Below are 16,919 nucleotides of genomic sequence, written 5' to 3'. Positions count from 1 at the left end.
GAAGAAAATTGGCTTATTGAGGGGGAAAATCATGAAGCAAAACAATCCAGCTGTTAAGACATTTTTGTCCGCGGCAATCGTTTTAATCATCATGCTGTTTTTAACGGGTTTGCTGACGTATTTAATTCCTAATGGTGATTTTAATGCTGAGACGATGACATTTACTGAAAGAGAAGAACAGGGAATCCCAATCCTCACTTGGATAGGTGCACCCATACTGGTGCTCTTCAGTGAATCAGGAGTACTTGTGATAGCCATTATTCTTTTTCTATTAATCATTGGTGGCTCGATTCATCTTCTTAAAGAAACGGGACTGATAGAGGGCATCATTTTAGCCATCGTTAAGAAATTTAAAGACAATGAATTTGCACTTCTTTGTATGCTTGTTTTTGTTTTTATGGCTCTTGGTGCTTTCATCGGTGTATTTGAAGAAGTAGTACCCCTCGTACCACTCATTATTATCCTTGCAAGACGAATGGGGTGGGATGAATTGACAGGGCTGGGCGTAAGTGTACTGGCAACCGGACTTGGCTTTGCTGCTGCAGTTACAAATCCATTTACCATAGGTGTTGCCCAAGGCCTTGCAGATGTTCCTATTTTTTCTGGGGCATTGCTGAGACTATTGGTTTTTATCTCTGTTTATGTTATTTTAGTAGCATTTTTATTCAGGAGAACAAAGAAACATCGGATAGATTGTGTGGAAAATGAACTTACAGACAATTATGATGTATCAAAAAAAGCATATGGCTTTTTATAGTCCTAATGCTCATCATGTTTATGCTTGTGGGAGCTACACCTTTTGTGGAAGCGTTAAGAGATTACACATTGCCATTAATCGGTGTTATTTTTCTTATGGCAGGCATTGGTGTGGGGCTTATTTCAAATTGGAAACCTACAAGGGTGGCAAAACAGTTTTTCATTGGTGCAAAGGATATGTCACCAGCCATAATATTAATTTTACTGGCTACAGGTATCAAACACGTTATGATTGAAGGTCATATTTTGGATACCATTCTCTATCAAATTTCACAAAATATCAGTCACACATCTCCGTTAATAGCAGTTTTTATTGTATTTATTATTGTTATGATTATGAACTTTTTTATTGGATCCGGCAGTGCTAAGGCATTTATATTAATGCCAATTCTTGTGCCAATTATGGACCTATTTGGAATAGGAAGACAACTGGGAATTTTAGCTTTTCAGTTTGGAGACGGATTTTCAAATGTATTTTATCCAACTAATGCGGTGCTGTTGATTTCACTTGGACTGGTTCAAGTCGGCTATGGTAAGTGGATTAAATTCATATTGCCACTTCAAGGGATTTTGATGCTTTTATCGCTATTTTGGCTTGCTGTTGCCTTTACAATCGGGTACGGATTATAAAATGCTTAATTATAAATAAGGAGGATAAACGATGATAATTTATATTTTATTAGGATTAATAATTTTATTTGCAGCAAGTATATTTTTAAGAACAGCATTTTTTAAACCCGAAAAATCAAAAGAGATAAAGCAAACACCGACAGGAATAGAAGATTCAGCTGTCGAAAACGGCATCGTTCAAAGATTTCAGGAGATGATACAGCACAAAACCATATCGTATAATGACCGTTCAAAAATAGATTTTAAGGAGTTCGAGCGATTCAAGGAAATGCTTGTAAGGAATTATCCTAGACTTAATGAAGCTTGTACGAGAGAACTTCATGGTGATGCAGGTGTTCTGTATAGATGGCCCGGCAAGATTGCCGGCGATCCTGTGGTGTTAATGTCACATTATGACGTCGTTCCAGTGAATGAGGAATTATGGACAAAGCCTGCGTTTGAAGGCCTTTTGGAAAACGGCGTTATTTGGGGACGTGGGACACTTGATACAAAAGGAACGCTTTGTGGTGTGGTTGAAGCTGTAGAAAAGCTTATAGGAGAGGGGTTTGTGCCTGAAACAGATATCTATCTTTCTTTTTCAGGAGATGAAGAGATTAGCGGTAATTCTGCACCAACTATCGTCGAAGCGTTAAAATTACGTGGCATTCGCCCAAAACTCGTTTTGGATGAAGGCGGTGCAATTGTTGAAAATGTATTTCCGGGAGTCACAAAACCAAGTGCGCTCATCGGTGTAGGTGAAAAAGGATACATGGATGTGGTTTTAGAAATGTCTGGTAAAGGTGGTCACTCATCAGCACCTCCTTCACATACATTAGTGGGAAAATTGGCTAAAGCAGTGGTAAGGCTTGAACAGCATCCTTTTAAAGCAAATATTTCCCCGGCGGTTAAGGAGATGTTTGAAAAAATGGGAAGACATTCAACGTTTATGTACCGTCTAATATTTGCGAATATGTGGTGTTTTGGACCGCTTTTAAAAGTTCTTTTTACAAAGCAAGGTGGAGAGATGAATGCATTCATTAGAACCACCCTTGCACCGACAGTTATGGAAGGCAGCCAGGCGTTCAATGTCATGCCTCCCAAGGCCAAAGTAGGACTGAATTTACGCTTGATGGTTACCGACACTGTAGAAAGTTCATTAGCGCGTATTAACCGTATAATATCAGATTCCGATATTCAAGTAACTTGCATAGGGGGACATAACGCTTCACCAATAGCGAATACCACATCGGAGGGTTGGAAAAAGGTGGAGCGAGCCATAGAAGAAACATGGCAAGGAACTATTGTGTCACCTTATTTGATGTTAGCTGCAAGTGATTCTAGGCATTTTTGCGCAATAAGCGACAACGTCTTAAGATTTTCAGCAATGACGCTTTCATCTGAAGAGAGAGGCATGATTCATGGCAATGATGAGCGAATCACGGTAAAAGCATTGATGGAAACTGTTGCGTTTTACATCAGATTGATAAAGCAATTATAACACCCCGTCCCCATGATATTCTATGATTCCATTGTTTACGAAAAAAACAGCATTCGACTTTTCAAACTGTCGAATGCTGCGTTTAAAATTATTTACTTTTATTCTTCAAATAACGGTAACTTTTCCAAGAAAATAATATCATTTCTATTTGCTGCGTCACCTTCTGCAAGTATGGCTGCCTTTGCAGCTATGATACCGCCTGCTGATTCAACAAGCCTTTCAATTGCTTTTATAGATTCTCCTGTACTTATAACATCATCAATTATAGCAACTCTTTTTCCTTTAATACTCAAGGCATCCTGCTCATCCAGCACTAAAAGTTGTTTCTTCTGAGTTGTAATAGATACAACCTCATCAATAATAGGTGAATCCATGTATGGTTTGACGCTTTTTCTGGCTACTATGTAATTTTTCATTTTCAATAATCTTGATATTTCAAATGTTAAGGGAATTCCCTTAGCTTCAGCTGTAACCAATATATCTAATTCAGGCAGTTTTTTTACAATTTCTTCAGCAGCAGCACACACCAATTCTGTATCACCCAATATTACAAAGCTGGCAATGCTTAAGTCTTCTTTTATTTTAATTATTGGAAGATCTCTTTTTACTCCTGCCACTTCAATATTATATGTATTCATAATAAACCTCCGTTACATTCCAACTAAACTTGCTACAGTTCTAAAAATAACTCCGGCCAACATTCCGTAAAATGGATCACTTATAGCTGTCACGGTCATAGTGATACCTCCTACCATAGCTCCCCCGGGGATACCAGTTACACTTAGTGCTGCCAATGCATTAACAGGTACGGTTACTATGGCTCCAAGAACGAATAGGAAACCTGCTATTGATTCGCTTGGCACATACTTACCGATTTTAGGCAGAAGTCCCGCGAACAATATTATTGCCATAATGCCCATCATTATAACAGAAGAACGCAGTGGATCAGGAGCTCCACCCGTAGCAGATATAATGGATTCAACAGGTCCTCCTCCAAATGATGCTGAAACAAGGTCAGCCAGACTGCTTACAATTGATAAATGATCTATATTAACAGCAGTGTTTGCAATTGAACCGGTAATTTCTCCAAAAGCAATATTGGCTCCAATATTAAGACAAATCATTGCTAAAGCCCCTTGTATTACAGTTAAATTTAGTACAGGCTTTTGAAATGAAATTTTTTCTCTTTCGGTAATTATCAAATCTGATTTTTGTTTTAATATTACTGCTAAAATGCTTGTACCAACTACAGATATTGTTACAGTGTAAACCAAATCTTTTGTAATCATGTAAACAATAAAACTGACTGCAATTGAAGCGTACCCAACAATTTTATTTTTCTTTGCCATATTTAACGCAACTCTTGCAAGCATTATTCCCACGCCTGCCATCATACCGTTTGTTATTGCAGGACCGATGAATGAAACAATTTTTTCCAGCAAACCAAACAATCCGATAAATGTCATGCCGATTGCTCCGAAAACAATCATTGACAATCTTTCCCTCATGTTATTTCCCATTGTTCCAGCCAATGTAATGGTCTCAGCCTGAAACGAAATTGGTGCCACAACTCCAAGAGCCAGGCAGCCAACAGCACCAACCAAAAAAGCAAAAGCTGTCGGTACTGATGCAAAACCAAAAGATAGTGCTAATAATCCTTGCGGCAATCCGTTAAGAACAACACTTAATGCAGCAAGTAAATCCTTTAATAATTCCATAATTCCTCCTTAGTTGCACTCTGATTTATGAAATGAAAAGAACAAAAAATCTGGAATTCTTTTTGAGGAGAATTCCAGATTAGGCACAATAAATCAAGGTCTTAAAGACCCTATTATCTGTTATTCTTCTCATAGTAGGATAATTTAAGGTCATCCCGTAGAAACTTTCGAACCATATTTTCGAAAATATATGAGAGTACATATTTTAATAATATAACAGACTAAATAATATTTTTCAATAGCTTTTATATATAATATGTAAATATCAATCGTAGGGTAGTCATAGGGTTCATAGGGGACGGTTCGAGGTCGCTGAAAAACTATGCATTTATTCACTGTCATTCTGAGAGCTTGCTCGAAGAATCTCATGTTTTCAACAAAAGATGAGATCCTTCACTAACGTTCAGGATGACAAAATAGACTTTTTCAATGGTCCCGGACGGTTCTTCGTGGCAATTAGGCAATATAATGGATTAATTATGAATATTGCGTTAGTAGTGTGCAAAATACACTATTGCATTTTTACTTTTTAAGATATACTTAAAACGGTACATTTAATGAGATTAGATTATAAGAATTAAGTTTTTACTAATAAAGAATATTCAGAAGGTGTGTATACATAAGGGCAAATTGTAACATTAAAATAGTAATAATGAACTGATATTAAAATTAATATATGAAAGATGGTGATATCTTGATTAGTATTGAAAAAAAAGCTTATGACACTGCAGTTGCTCAAAACAGTTCCTACGTCATCAAATCTGTAATGTCATTTGGTGGGTGAGGCAGCACTCCAATGAGCTTAGGTATTGAGCTTGTAAAAGATTTTGAAGATAACAACAATTATTATAATGAGTTTAACATAGACGGAGTGAATGTATTCATACAAAAAAGTATTAAAATGGATGGAAATGTTGAAATCATTCAACTAGGTCCTGTTTTTAAAGTAACAGGATTAACTTTATAAATATACTTATTGAAAAAGCAAAACCGGCCTCTTGTACAGACAGCCGGTTTTTCATTTTACTTCCTTCCTCTTCCTCCGTATCCCATACCTTTTGGCATGTTTTGAACATGGTCGGCAATTTCCTGAGTTATAGATCCGTCAGACACCAAATCTGCAAGAGCTTCCTTGAAAATTGTACTGAATTCATCCTTTAGGGATTGCACCTGCTCGTCAGCAAGGACTGCAAGATATCCCTTTGATTTATTTATGAAGATCTGACTTGTCAGTTCCTCATCTGCTTTTAATTTAACTAAAATATGTGATAATTTTGTGATGTTAGAGTGAAACTTTTCGGTGCTTACATAAATTTATGGACTTTAAGAAATTCCAACTCTCACTAAAACTCCCCTTTAGCATAAGATATAACAGTTTGAAAAAACTCTATAAGGAGGAGTAATATGGGTTTTAAATATACCATATTAGGAGGAGATAAGAGAAGCTTAGAGCTTGGAAAATTACTAATGAAAGACGGAAGAGATGTTTGTATATATGGGTTTGACATGTTGGAGGAGTATAATAACGAAACAGTAAGTTTAAATGAAGCTATTGAATATGCTGATGTTATTGTAGGTCCACTGCCGTTTTCTACAGACAATTTATATGTAAATGCACCATTTTCAAATGAAGTAATTCCAGTTGATATGGTGTTTGACTTCATGTCTGAAAAACAAATGATTATTGGTGGAAAATTCAATATAGAGCATGAAAAAAAACTAAAGAATAAGAATATTAAATCTGCCGATTATTTTAAAAGGGAAGAAATGCAGATTTTAAATGCAATACCAACAGCTGAAGGAGCTATTCAAATTGCAATGGAAGAAACACCTATTACAATTCATAATTCAAATGTCATAGTGCTAGGCTATGGGAGAATTGGAAGGGTTTTATCAAAAATGCTATATGGAATTGGAGCAAACGTGCATGTATCAGCAAGAAAATATAGTGATCTTGCATGGATAAAGAACTATGGTTATATTTCAGTACACACAAAAGACCTAAAGACATATTTGCCAAAGATGAACGTTGTTTTTAATACTATACCTCAGATGATACTTAATAAAGAATTGCTAAAAAGCATTGACATTAATTGTTTAATAATCGATTTAGCATCAAAACCAGGTGGAGTTGATTTTGAAGCTGCAAGGGAAATGGAGATAAAAGCCATAAGTGCTTTAGGTCTTCCGGGAAAGGCAGCACCAGTAACTGCCGCTATGGTTATTAAGGACACAATTTATAATATCATAGAGGAGTTGGATGTATAAATATGTCAATAGAAGGATTGAAAATAGGTTTTGCATTAACAGGTTCATACTGTAATTTTAGTAATGTATTCCCAGTAATCAAGGATTTAGCAAGTAAAGGTGCAGATATTTATCCAATCATATCACATTCAGTAGATGCTTATGATACAAGATTTGGCACTGCTCAAGAATGGAAAAATAAATTAAAAGAGATTACTGGCAAAGAAATAATTAAATCAATAGTTGATGCTGAACCTATAGGACCGAAATTAAAACTTGATGTTCTTGTAGTTGCGCCATGTACAGGAAATACAACAGCAAAACTTGCAAATGCAATAACTGATACGTCAGTGACCATGGCCTGCAAAGCTCATTTAAGAAATCAAAGGCCATTAGTTTTAGCTATAGCGACTAATGATGGACTTGGAGCTAATGCTAAAAATATCGGTTTGCTACTAAATACAAGAAATATATACTTTGTGCCTTTTGGGCAGGATGATGCAGCAAATAAACCAAATTCCCTCATAGCTAAATTTGATATGATTGAAGAAACAATAGAAGCAGCAATACTAGGTGAACGGTATCAGCCTATATTAATATAAGCACAGTCTCTTTGGGCAATTTAATTGTCAGGAAAGAAATAGGGTATCATATGCTGTGGTAAGTAAATACAAAACGGTGCAAATTTGCACCGTTAATTTATTGGAAGAAATTTGAATATAATCTTTGTAAAAAATCAGGAAGTATTTCATTTTTAACTTCGATAGAAGCTTGATCGTTAAAATATTCTGTATTAATTAAGTGTTCATTTTCATATATCAAAAACTTATACAGTTCTTCTTTGATTTCATCTCCATAATCATCATTGAAAATAAAGGATATAATTGAATTGTTTTCTTGTCTTTTGATTCCAAAGCCTGTTATTTTTAAATTGCTTTTATCATTGGAAATCAGTGTGCCATTATCATCCGTAAATGTTGACAGGATTTGTATAGGTATATTATATTTCTTTCCCAATAAAACCGCATTTGGATGAATTACGGTTGCTCCGTTAATTGCCAGTCTGTACATATCATCATAGGAAATTTTCTCAATATATCTGGCAGTTGGTACTAATCTTGGATCTGTAACAGCAACTCCAGGCACATCTGTAAATATATCTACCCTTTCGGCCTTTAAATATCCGCCCAGAGCAACAGCTGTAGTATCACTGCCACCTCTGCCAAGTGTTGTTATATCCAAATCCTCCGTGGCTCCTTGAAAACCGGCAACCACGACAATTTTATTTTCATTTATATATTTTTGGATTTTATCTGTGTTAATATCAATTATTTTACTGGAATTAAAGTTATCGTCTGTGATTATTCCTGCTTGAAATCCTGTCATGGCCTCTGAGGGTAAACCTTCACTTTCTAGCAAATGGGAAACAAGAGCTGCAGAAATTATTTCTCCAACTGACATAATTAAGTCTTTTTTCTTTGGATTTATGGTGGTGCTTATTTTTTCTAATTGATTTATTAAAGTATCAGTAGCGTAAGGTTCTCCTCCTCTGCCCATTGCGGATACAACTACAACAAGCTTGCTGCCAATTTGTTTTTCTTTTTTTACTAGGTTAAGAAACTCACTTTGATTATTTAAATTTCTAAGAGAAGTTCCTCCGAACTTTTGAATTACTATGCCCATTTTTGTCTCTCCCTCTTTAAATTTACTAATATTGCAGTAATCAGATGGTTTTATTTTATTCATGAGGTTAATTTTTGTTAGCAAATACCTGTATATTTCATAAAATGGATTACAGTATTTTTTTGAAAGGGGAAATGAGATGATTAAATGGGGAAGATTGATAACGGCTATGGTAACACCTTTTGATGAAGAGTTAAATGTTGATTTTGAGGCTGCCAGTTTACTGGCAATTAAATTAGTTGAAGAGGGGAGCACTGCTTTAGTTGTAACAGGAACAACCGGAGAAGCTCCAACTCTAACAGAAGATGAAAAAATAAATTTATATAAGACTATAAAGGCTTCTGTGGATGTTCCTGTAATTGCAGGGGTAGGGACTAATAATACAATAATTACCATAGAAAATGCAAAGGCAGCACAAGAGGCAGGGGTTGACGGACTTCTGGTAGTTACGCCATATTACAATAAGCCTGACCAGGATTCTTTGTATTGTCATTTTAAGAAAGTTGCAGAATCTGTTGATTTACCAATTATGCTGTACAATGTGCCTGGAAGAACCGGATGCAACATATTACCAGAAACAGTAGAAAAACTTGCTCAAATTGATAATATAAAAGCATTAAAAGAGGCAAGCGGAAACATAATTCAATTTGCCGAAATAATAAAGCGCGTCCCTGAGGATTTTCTAGTTTATTCAGGAGACGATTCAATGTTGCTTCCTGCAATGTCAATAGGCTGCTATGGAATAGTAAGCGTAGCCTCTCATGTTGTAGGTCCTGAAATGAAGGAAATGATAGATGCTTTCGTATCCAAGGATACTGAAAAGGCAAAAGAAATGCATCTGAAATTATTAAATATCTTTAAGAACTTATTTATAATTGCAAACCCAATACCAGTAAAAGCAGCATTAAATCTGATGGGAGTAAATGTTGGCGGATTAAGGCTTCCTTTAACAGAAGCAAGGGAGAATGTGCTGAAAATTTTAAGAGAAGATTTAAACGAATTAGGAAAAATTTAAAGCAGGTCATCGGGGACGGTTCTGTCCCCGATGGCTTTTAAATTAGTATTGCTGAAATTCAAATATGATGGTATTATTAAATAGTAAAATTAGCAAGATGCATTAGATGCATGCAGGAGGACAAATGCTAAAGGAAATTAGTACAAAATACATACTGAAGGAATTCGATATTAGCAGGCAGACATTATATAATTGGATACATGAAGGATTGCTGAATGAACCTGTTAAGGATTGGCGAGGATGGCGTATCTGGACACAAGAAGACCTGGATCAGCTTCGAAAACTTCTTAATGAAAAGAATAATAAGAATTTAAGCATTCAAAAACATAATGATGATACTTTATTAGAAATGTCAAACCGAAGATACTTGGGTAGCAAACAGAAACTAATTGATTTCATTGAAAGTATTATCAGAGAAAATGTTGAGGATTTTAATACGTTTTTTGAGCCCTTTGCCGGAACAGGTGTTGTTTCAAACTATTACAACAATCAAAACAAGGTAGTTATAGTAAATGACATTTTGAAATCAAATTATATTGCATATGATACTTTTTTCAGTTCTGAGAGCTATTATGCTGAAAAATTAATACATACTATAAAACAACTTAATACAGCAATAATCAATGATGATAATTATATGTCTGTTAATTTTGGAAATAGATATTTTACAATACAAAATGCCAGAAAAATTGGTTATATCAGAGATGAAATCGATGTGTTATATGAACAGAATTCTATTAATGCCCGTGAAAAAAATATACTCATAACATCACTGCTTTATGCAGCAGATAAAGTAGCAAACACATGCGGTCATTATGATGCATATAGAGAGACTCTTGATAACATAAAAGAATTAGAATTATTAATGCCAAATATTAATGATGATGCTAATATAAACAATCAAATCTATAATTGTGATGCTAATGTGCTTGTTAAAGAAGTACAAGCAGATGTTACATATATTGATACACCTTATAACAGCAGGCAGTACGGGGATGCCTATCATTTGTTAGAAAATATTGCAGAGAATAATAAGCCTGAGCTGCAAGGAAAGGCTAAAAAAATAAAACAAAGAAATCACATAAAAAGCAATTATTGTACTGTAAAAGCTGTAGATACTTTCAGGGATTTGATAGAAAATGTAAGAACAAAACATATTCTTGTTTCTTATAACAATATGGCTAAAAAAGGAAATGGACGCTCCAATGCAAAAATCTCAAATGAAGAAATTATTGAAATTTTGAAACAAAAGGGTGAGGTTAAAGTCTATGAAACAGACTTTAATGCCTTTACAACCGGAAAGAGCAAAATTGACAATCATAAAGAGTTGATTTATTACTGCAGAGTTAACTAGAGGAAGGACTATGGACTATATTAAATCTCCATTTAATTATACCGGGGGCAAACATAAATTATTGAAGCAAATACTTCCGCTTTTTCCTGATGATATTGATCAATTTGTTGATTTATTCTCTGGTGGATGTAATGTTGGAATAAATGTTGTTGCAAACAACAAGATGTTTATTGATTTTAATTCGCAATTAATTGAGTTATTGAATGTATTTAAAGCTTATGAAATAGATATTATATTGTCAGAAATTGAAAACATCATAAAAACATATGATCTTTCTGACAGCAGTGTTTTTGGATATGATTATTATGGATGTACCAGTTCAGATGGGCTTGCCAGTTACAATCGTGAAAAGTTCTTGAATTTGCGAAATGATTACAATTCATTGAAACACGAAAACAATGGGTTTAAAAAGAATATTATGCTTTATACTTTGATTGTTTTTGGTTTTAATAATCAAATCAGATTTAACAAACAAGGAAACTATAATATTCCTGTGGGGAAGAGAGATTTTAACAGTAAAATAAAGAGTAATTTAATCACATTTTTGAAAAATATAAAAGACAGCAACTCTGAATTTATTAATGTCAATTTTAAATTGCTTACGGCAAAGGATTTTAAAGGATCTTTCGTTTATGCTGACCCGCCATATTTAATAACAAATGCTTCATATAACGAACAAGGAGGTTGGACTGAGGATTGTGAATACAAACTATATGAGCTTCTAGACAGCTTAAACAGGAATAATATAAATTTTGCTCTCTCCAATGTCATTGAAAATAAAGGCACTAAGAATACAATACTTGAAAGATGGATAACAAACAATGATTATAAAATACATTATTTAGACATGAGCTACAACAATTCAAATTACCAGATTAAAGATCGTTCGAATAAAACTGTTGAAGTTTTAATAACTAATTATTAATATTATTTTATTATATGAAACAGGCTGTCTCATTTTTGAGACAGCCTGTTTTCTACTTACAAAGTCTAGACATCTAACACTTATACAAGATAATTTTTCTCCCAGGTATCTATGCAGTTGTCAATACTTAAAATCCAGTCACCGGAGTTGTTGTGTTCATCTACTTTTGAATAAACAATATCAAAAAGGCTTTTTAAAGTGCGTTGATTGACACGAATACTGTGTTTGAAGTATTTGTTTTTAACAATGGAAAGTACTTTAGTATATTGATCTAATGTTAAAGGGATTATCTTTTGACGAGAACCCTCATAGTCATATTTAACACTGTACCAAAATGTATTCACAGTATCTCTGTGCAGAGACGGTGCTAAAAATAAGCAATAATTATTTTCATTGTAATTATTATTTTCAAAATCTCTCAAGTGCCTCATAACAGGTTGTCCTTCGTTGTACCACTGGTCTCTTCCGTTAAGCAATGTTACTTCACAAATCATGCTAAAATCAATGTAGTGGCATTCCATATCCGGGGTATTGCCTGGTGCTGTAAATGTAGGCAAATTATCATCCCCTACATTGTAGTGAGGAATAATTTCCTTGGCATCATCTAAGGCCATTAATGATTGGGCAACATTCCATTCAAGGTTTAACGGGTCTTGTCCTGATATGCTTCTTCTTCGAGCAGATAACTTACCTATTTCAGAAATATAGGTATCAATATTTGATAGACTGCGTTCAAGCAAAATAGAATAATCAACATTTAATAAATTTATAATTTCTCTTGTTTCCTTAATGTGGTTATTAAGTATGGTCAAGTCACCTGATATGGCAGTATCAAATGTGAAACTGTGAAGACTTTGGCCTTGAAATTCTGACTCTATTTTAGCCTGTATATGAGTTGCTTCTTCACGCAGGTTAATTAACGCAGCTTGAAGGTCACCAATATTTTCCCAAGGAAGCTGAGGCATATTAAGGTTTGACATATATTCAAAATATTCTTCAACATCACCGAATCTCAATGATTCACCTGAAAAAGTTTCTAAGAGTTTTTCAATTTCAACACTTCTTCTTGGAGATAAGTCTATGTATCTGCCGTTACCCCTGTAATAAAATAAGTTTGTCATTCTGAAATATCTGATTGCTGAGTCTGCATAATCATAAAGGGTATTTATCTTCTTCTCGATTTCAAAGTTATTATCAGTCTGAAGAGAAAAAACATTTATAACTTTTTCAATAAACTGAGCATCTATGTAGCTTTTCTGGTCTTCTCCATTAAGTTTTCTGCAACTACAACGGAATTCAATTAATTGATTTGCAGTATCATTAATATCTGTGTAATTTGTAAGCGTGGGAATAAACAAAGCAAACTCGGTTTTTGATAAACCAACTGGATTATTGCCCATTGAAAACCACATTTCATTTACTTGTTTTACAACATGCATGGTGGCGATAAATGGAATTATATTAAAGTCGTTAAATCCACGATCAACTCCATTTGGCAATTGCCATTTTAAAAAGTATCTTAAAAAGATATTGCTAAAGTCAGGTGTGCCGGAAATAATCTCCAGACCTAAAGGTGTTATTCTCACAGGTCCATGTGAATCTCGTGCCACTGCAGCACACATTTTATTTAGATTTGACACCGCTGTTCTGCCACGCATAGCATAAATATCTTCAATCTTATCAATACTCTTATTTTCATAACTTGCTAATGATAAGATTTCTGACAATTCTTCATGTGTAAATTCTTCAGGGTCTTCATATTTATCTTTAATTTTCTTTGGAAGTCCCATAGGCATGTAATTTTTTGTTTGAATAAGTCTTTTAAATAAATTTGCTTGTGTGTTGCTGTTGAAAGGTTCACCTTCAAACTCTTGAAGAACTCTCAGAAAGGGGGCGTTTCTTTCCGGATTCCTGATTGTAGTACTTAAACTCCAACATTTTGCCATGTTTTCACCTCATTAGTACTTGCTTCTATTTGTTTTCCATTCATTAAAAAAATCATTGTCATATTGCTTAATTTGTTTGCTGTTATCATGAAAATGCTTAAAAGACAAGCAGTCTTCGCTGGCAGTTTCAATAATGGATTTTTCAAAGTTATTTTTGGAGATTATATATTTTGTTTCATTTAAAAAACCTTTATTATAATCTAAATCATTTATAATGCTAAATCCTATGTCATTGTCATTTTCACTGTAGTTTAATATTGAAAATTCTCCATTCAGCAATTTTGTAGCCTTCCACAGTCTGTTATATTTCATTTGATTATCTGGAACACCAGGAGGGCCATATCCCCAGCAATACTTCATGGGGGTGCATACATAATTTTCCTTGGTATTTTTATAATTAAGAGCAAATTCTATATTAATTAAGGAATTACTTGCTTCAAAGAAAATGAAAAAATCAAAATCAAATCCTTTTGTAGTTGCTTCAATGAGATCTCCCTTAGGATTTTTGTATGTTAATAACCTTTTAGTAAATTCCAGACCCTGGTCATCATCTGCATTTATATCTGATTTCCAGTAATTAAATAGTAAGTTTTTTGCATATTCAGTAGAGGTTTTAACTTTACCCAAGGTTTTAGAATGAGCGTCTCCATCTATGTTGTTAATTTCAAGAAACCAGTTTTGAAGATTTTTAAAGTTTCCATACTCATAGATACATCTTGTATGTATATCTTTATATTCAATAACTATTTTTTTATCTTCATCATTATTTGTATAGAATATTAAATAGTAGCATATGCTGCTGTTTGAAATCATAAGTCTGCGTATTAAACAATGTTTTTCATATGTAAATTTATCAAGGATTTCTTTAGCCAGCTCCGAGTTCCATGTTGCCTCAGTAATCCTATTGATAGTTATTGAGTCTGTTTCAAAAAATTCAAAAATAATCAGTTTTTCTAATGTTTCCGAATATTGAAGCCTATCAAACCAAAATAAACTCACAGCCTACCCCCATTTAATAAGATGACATAAATAAATTATATAATAAATCACAATTAAATGATATACCTATATGAAAAATAAGGAAATTTAATGGTATCGAACCTTATAAACACCCATATGTTATATATTTGAAAAAATTATTTTATACCTATAATTTATGTAGTAAAATATAGTATAAGGAAGACATTGAAAAACTACTATTTACAGAAAGGAAATATAGCAATGAGTAAAGTTATTATCCAGGAATGTAAAGACTATTCAGTATATGACATAATTGTTAAAATAAACAATGGTATGGAAAGATTAGGAGGATGGGATAAATTTGTCAAGTCAGGTAATGTTGTATTGCTCAAGGTTAATCTTATCGGACCTAAATCTTCTGATTCGGCTGCAGTCACTCACAATGAATTTGTAAGGGCATTAACAAGAATATTAAAAGATAAGGGTTGTACAGTGTGGATTGGAGATAGTTCTGGAGGAGCCATAGCCGGTATTGCACCTACTGCCCAAGGCTTTAGGGTTGCAGGATATGACAAGGTAGCTGAAGAGGAAGGTGCAATTATAAAAAACTTTGACAGAGAAGGTGTTTTTGAGGTGCAGCCCCAAGGTAAGTTCAAGGAAAAGATGTACCTGGCAAAACCGCTCTATGATGCTGATGTGGTCATTAATGTGCCAAAATTAAAAACCCACTCTGCAAATATTTATACGGGAGCAGTAAAAAATGTATTTGGCTGTATACCAGGACTTCGAAAGGCCATGTATCATAAAATGGCACCCGACAAAGAAGATTTTGGTGAAATTTTAGCTGATATACATGAAGCAGTTAAATTTGATCTTCATATAATGGACGGCATAATTTCCATGCAGGGAGAAGGCCCTACAGCAGGAACTGTTTATAAGTCAAACAAAATTCTGATTAGCACAGATCCATTAGCTTTGGATACGGCAGCTGTTAATATGCTTGGAATGATGCTTGATGATATACCTGTTTTAAGTGCAGCAAAAAAAAGAAACTTGGGTCAATATAATCCAGATGAAATTGAAATAGTTGGCGATTATAATTATATTCCACATTTAGAAGGTTTTAAGTTGCCTAAAAATTTCAGGAGTACAAAACAAAAAAACAATAAGTCAGTAATTAAGGTAATAGACTTTTTTAAAACAAAGCCTGAAATCAATAAAAAAAAATGTAAGCAATGCAATATGTGTGTAGAAAGCTGTCCTGTAAAAGCAATAGATGTAAGTACTAAGAAAATTGATTACAATAAATGTATTGAATGTATGTGTTGTCATGAATTGTGCATGCACAAGGCTGTTGAATTGAAAAAAGACAATGTTATAGCAGGCATAATAGCAAGGTTTAGCGTATAATATAGACCTTTTAGTTGATTATTTAAGATAACCGTGTTAAAATTTTGGAGTTCTAAAATTTAAACGGTTATTTTTTTGAGCAACATGTCTTGGAGGTTAATTATGTTAAAAAGAGAATATACGCAGATGTCAGAATCATACGTGGTAGGTGCCTTGCTGGCAGTTGTTGGCGGGTTCCTTGATGCTTATACATATATTTCACGAGGAAAGGTTTTTGCCAATGCACAAACAGGAAACATCGTTCTTATGGGATTGAATATTTCACAGAAAAACTTTAGCAGTACAATTCACTACATGATACCAATTGCAGCATTTATTTTGGGAATTGTCTTATCAGAGTTAATTAGGAGCAGATTTAAACAAAATTCACTCATTCATTGGAGACAAATTGTTGTAGCTGTGGAAATTGTTATATTAACTGTTGTTGCATTTGTTCCTAAGGGAAACATGGACTTGATTGTTAACTCGGCAATTTCCTTTGTATGTGCCCTGCAGTTTGAGTGCTTCAGAAAATATACCACAACCATGTGTACGGGTAACCTTCGCAGTGCAACAGAACAGTTGTTTATATATTATCACACAAAAAATGTTCAGGAACTGACTAAAGGCCTGGAGTTGTATGGAATTATCTTATTTTTTATTTTTGGAGTTATTTTAGGAACAGTACTGACAAATATGATTATGGAAAGAGCCGTATTTTTTAGCTGCATCATATTAGCTGTAGTATTCGGAACAATGTTTAGAAAAGAAAAAATGTAAATGATTATTTTACATAGGAAGCGGCATGAATTAGTTCAT

The 16,919-nt window shown here is 33.9% G+C and carries 17 protein-coding genes and 1 riboswitch; of the genes, 11 read left to right on the top strand and 6 right to left on the bottom strand.

Annotation, left to right across the window (positions count from 1 at the left end; translation table 11 throughout):
• Positions 1–31 precede the first annotated feature (31 nt).
• From BN358_RS28425 to BN358_RS18210, 3 genes are read left to right on the top strand one after another with little or no spacing between them, the layout of a single operon-like run.
• Positions 32–757 (top strand): hypothetical protein, encoded by a 726-nt coding sequence (locus BN358_RS28425; RefSeq protein WP_019229953.1) that lies wholly within the window; start codon positions 32–34, stop codon positions 755–757.
• 5 nt (positions 758–762) lie between these two features.
• Positions 763–1,386 carry a Na+/H+ antiporter NhaC family protein gene (locus tag BN358_RS28420; protein ID WP_083851660.1) on the top strand — a complete coding sequence of 208 codons (624 nt, stop codon included), beginning with the start codon at positions 763–765 and terminating at the stop codon, positions 1,384–1,386.
• Positions 1,387–1,417: 31 nt separating this feature from the next.
• Positions 1,418–2,863, top strand: a complete 1,446-nt coding sequence (locus BN358_RS18210; RefSeq protein ID WP_019229951.1) for a M20/M25/M40 family metallo-hydrolase — start codon at positions 1,418–1,420, stop codon at positions 2,861–2,863.
• Between the two features lie 98 nt (positions 2,864–2,961).
• Here BN358_RS18210 and BN358_RS18205 read toward each other — a convergent pair whose 3' ends face one another.
• Together BN358_RS18205 and BN358_RS18200 are read right to left on the bottom strand one after the other, a co-directional pair.
• Positions 2,962–3,501 (bottom strand): phosphoribosyltransferase family protein, encoded by a 540-nt coding sequence (locus BN358_RS18205; protein ID WP_019229950.1) that lies wholly within the window; start codon positions 3,499–3,501, stop codon positions 2,962–2,964.
• Between the two features lie 12 nt (positions 3,502–3,513).
• Complete coding sequence (locus BN358_RS18200) at positions 3,514–4,581, bottom strand: hypothetical protein (RefSeq protein WP_019229949.1); 1,068 nt, start codon at positions 4,579–4,581, stop codon at positions 3,514–3,516.
• Between the two features lie 112 nt (positions 4,582–4,693).
• Positions 4,694–4,795, bottom strand: a riboswitch (purine riboswitch).
• 582 nt (positions 4,796–5,377) lie between these two features.
• Here BN358_RS18200 and BN358_RS25740 point away from each other — a divergent pair.
• Complete coding sequence (locus BN358_RS25740; protein ID WP_019229948.1) at positions 5,378–5,548, top strand: hypothetical protein; 171 nt, start codon at positions 5,378–5,380, stop codon at positions 5,546–5,548.
• A gap of 56 nt (positions 5,549–5,604) precedes the next feature.
• On the opposite strand, the gene BN358_RS25735 is transcribed toward BN358_RS25740, so the two are convergent.
• Positions 5,605–5,751 carry a hypothetical protein gene (locus BN358_RS25735; protein ID WP_019229947.1) on the bottom strand — a complete coding sequence of 49 codons (147 nt, stop codon included), beginning with the start codon at positions 5,749–5,751 and terminating at the stop codon, positions 5,605–5,607.
• A gap of 234 nt (positions 5,752–5,985) precedes the next feature.
• On the opposite strand from BN358_RS25735, the gene dpsA reads away from it, so the two are divergent.
• A complete protein-coding gene (dpsA, locus tag BN358_RS18195) occupies positions 5,986–6,849 on the top strand; it encodes a dipicolinate synthase subunit DpsA (RefSeq protein ID WP_019229946.1) in 864 nt (287 codons plus the stop codon).
• A gap of 2 nt (positions 6,850–6,851) precedes the next feature.
• Positions 6,852–7,430 (top strand): dipicolinate synthase subunit B, encoded by a 579-nt coding sequence (locus BN358_RS18190; RefSeq protein ID WP_019229945.1) that lies wholly within the window; start codon positions 6,852–6,854, stop codon positions 7,428–7,430.
• 97 nt (positions 7,431–7,527) lie between these two features.
• Here the strand turns inward: BN358_RS18190 and BN358_RS18185 are convergent, their stop codons facing one another.
• Entirely contained in the window at positions 7,528–8,511 is a 984-nt protein-coding gene (locus tag BN358_RS18185; protein ID WP_019229944.1) for an aspartate kinase, read from the bottom strand.
• Between the two features lie 139 nt (positions 8,512–8,650).
• Between BN358_RS18185 and dapA the strand changes: the two genes are divergently transcribed.
• The 3 genes from dapA to BN358_RS18170 all read left to right on the top strand — a co-directional run bounded on the left by dapA (position 8,651) and on the right by BN358_RS18170 (position 11,805).
• Positions 8,651–9,526, top strand: a complete 876-nt coding sequence (gene dapA, locus BN358_RS18180; protein WP_019229943.1) for a 4-hydroxy-tetrahydrodipicolinate synthase — start codon at positions 8,651–8,653, stop codon at positions 9,524–9,526.
• 124 nt (positions 9,527–9,650) lie between these two features.
• Positions 9,651–10,880 carry a DNA adenine methylase gene (locus BN358_RS18175; RefSeq protein WP_019229942.1) on the top strand — a complete coding sequence of 410 codons (1,230 nt, stop codon included), beginning with the start codon at positions 9,651–9,653 and terminating at the stop codon, positions 10,878–10,880.
• Positions 10,881–10,890: 10 nt separating this feature from the next.
• Positions 10,891–11,805: a Dam family site-specific DNA-(adenine-N6)-methyltransferase gene (locus tag BN358_RS18170; RefSeq protein WP_019229941.1), complete on the top strand. Its 915-nt coding sequence runs from the start codon at positions 10,891–10,893 to the stop codon at positions 11,803–11,805.
• An 80-nt stretch (positions 11,806–11,885) separates the two neighbouring features.
• Here the strand turns inward: BN358_RS18170 and BN358_RS22580 are convergent, their stop codons facing one another.
• A complete protein-coding gene (locus BN358_RS22580) occupies positions 11,886–13,751 on the bottom strand; it encodes an AlwI family type II restriction endonuclease (RefSeq protein ID WP_019229940.1) in 1,866 nt (621 codons plus the stop codon).
• 12 nt (positions 13,752–13,763) lie between these two features.
• Positions 13,764–14,750, bottom strand: a complete 987-nt coding sequence (locus BN358_RS18160) for a hypothetical protein (protein ID WP_019229939.1) — start codon at positions 14,748–14,750, stop codon at positions 13,764–13,766.
• 222 nt (positions 14,751–14,972) lie between these two features.
• Between BN358_RS18160 and BN358_RS18155 the strand changes: the two genes are divergently transcribed.
• Entirely contained in the window at positions 14,973–16,121 is a 1,149-nt protein-coding gene (locus BN358_RS18155) for a DUF362 domain-containing protein (RefSeq protein WP_157593557.1), read from the top strand.
• A gap of 102 nt (positions 16,122–16,223) precedes the next feature.
• Complete coding sequence (locus BN358_RS18150; protein WP_019229937.1) at positions 16,224–16,880, top strand: YoaK family protein; 657 nt, start codon at positions 16,224–16,226, stop codon at positions 16,878–16,880.
• The last annotated feature ends 39 nt before the right edge of the window (positions 16,881–16,919 follow it).

Source organism: Sedimentibacter sp. B4 (genome assembly GCF_000309315.1).
In the GTDB taxonomy this organism is placed as follows: domain Bacteria; phylum Bacillota; class Clostridia; order Tissierellales; family Sedimentibacteraceae; genus Sedimentibacter; species Sedimentibacter saalensis.
Note: the sequence above shows the minus strand (reverse complement) of the source record. Positions and strands in the feature narration are given on the sequence as shown.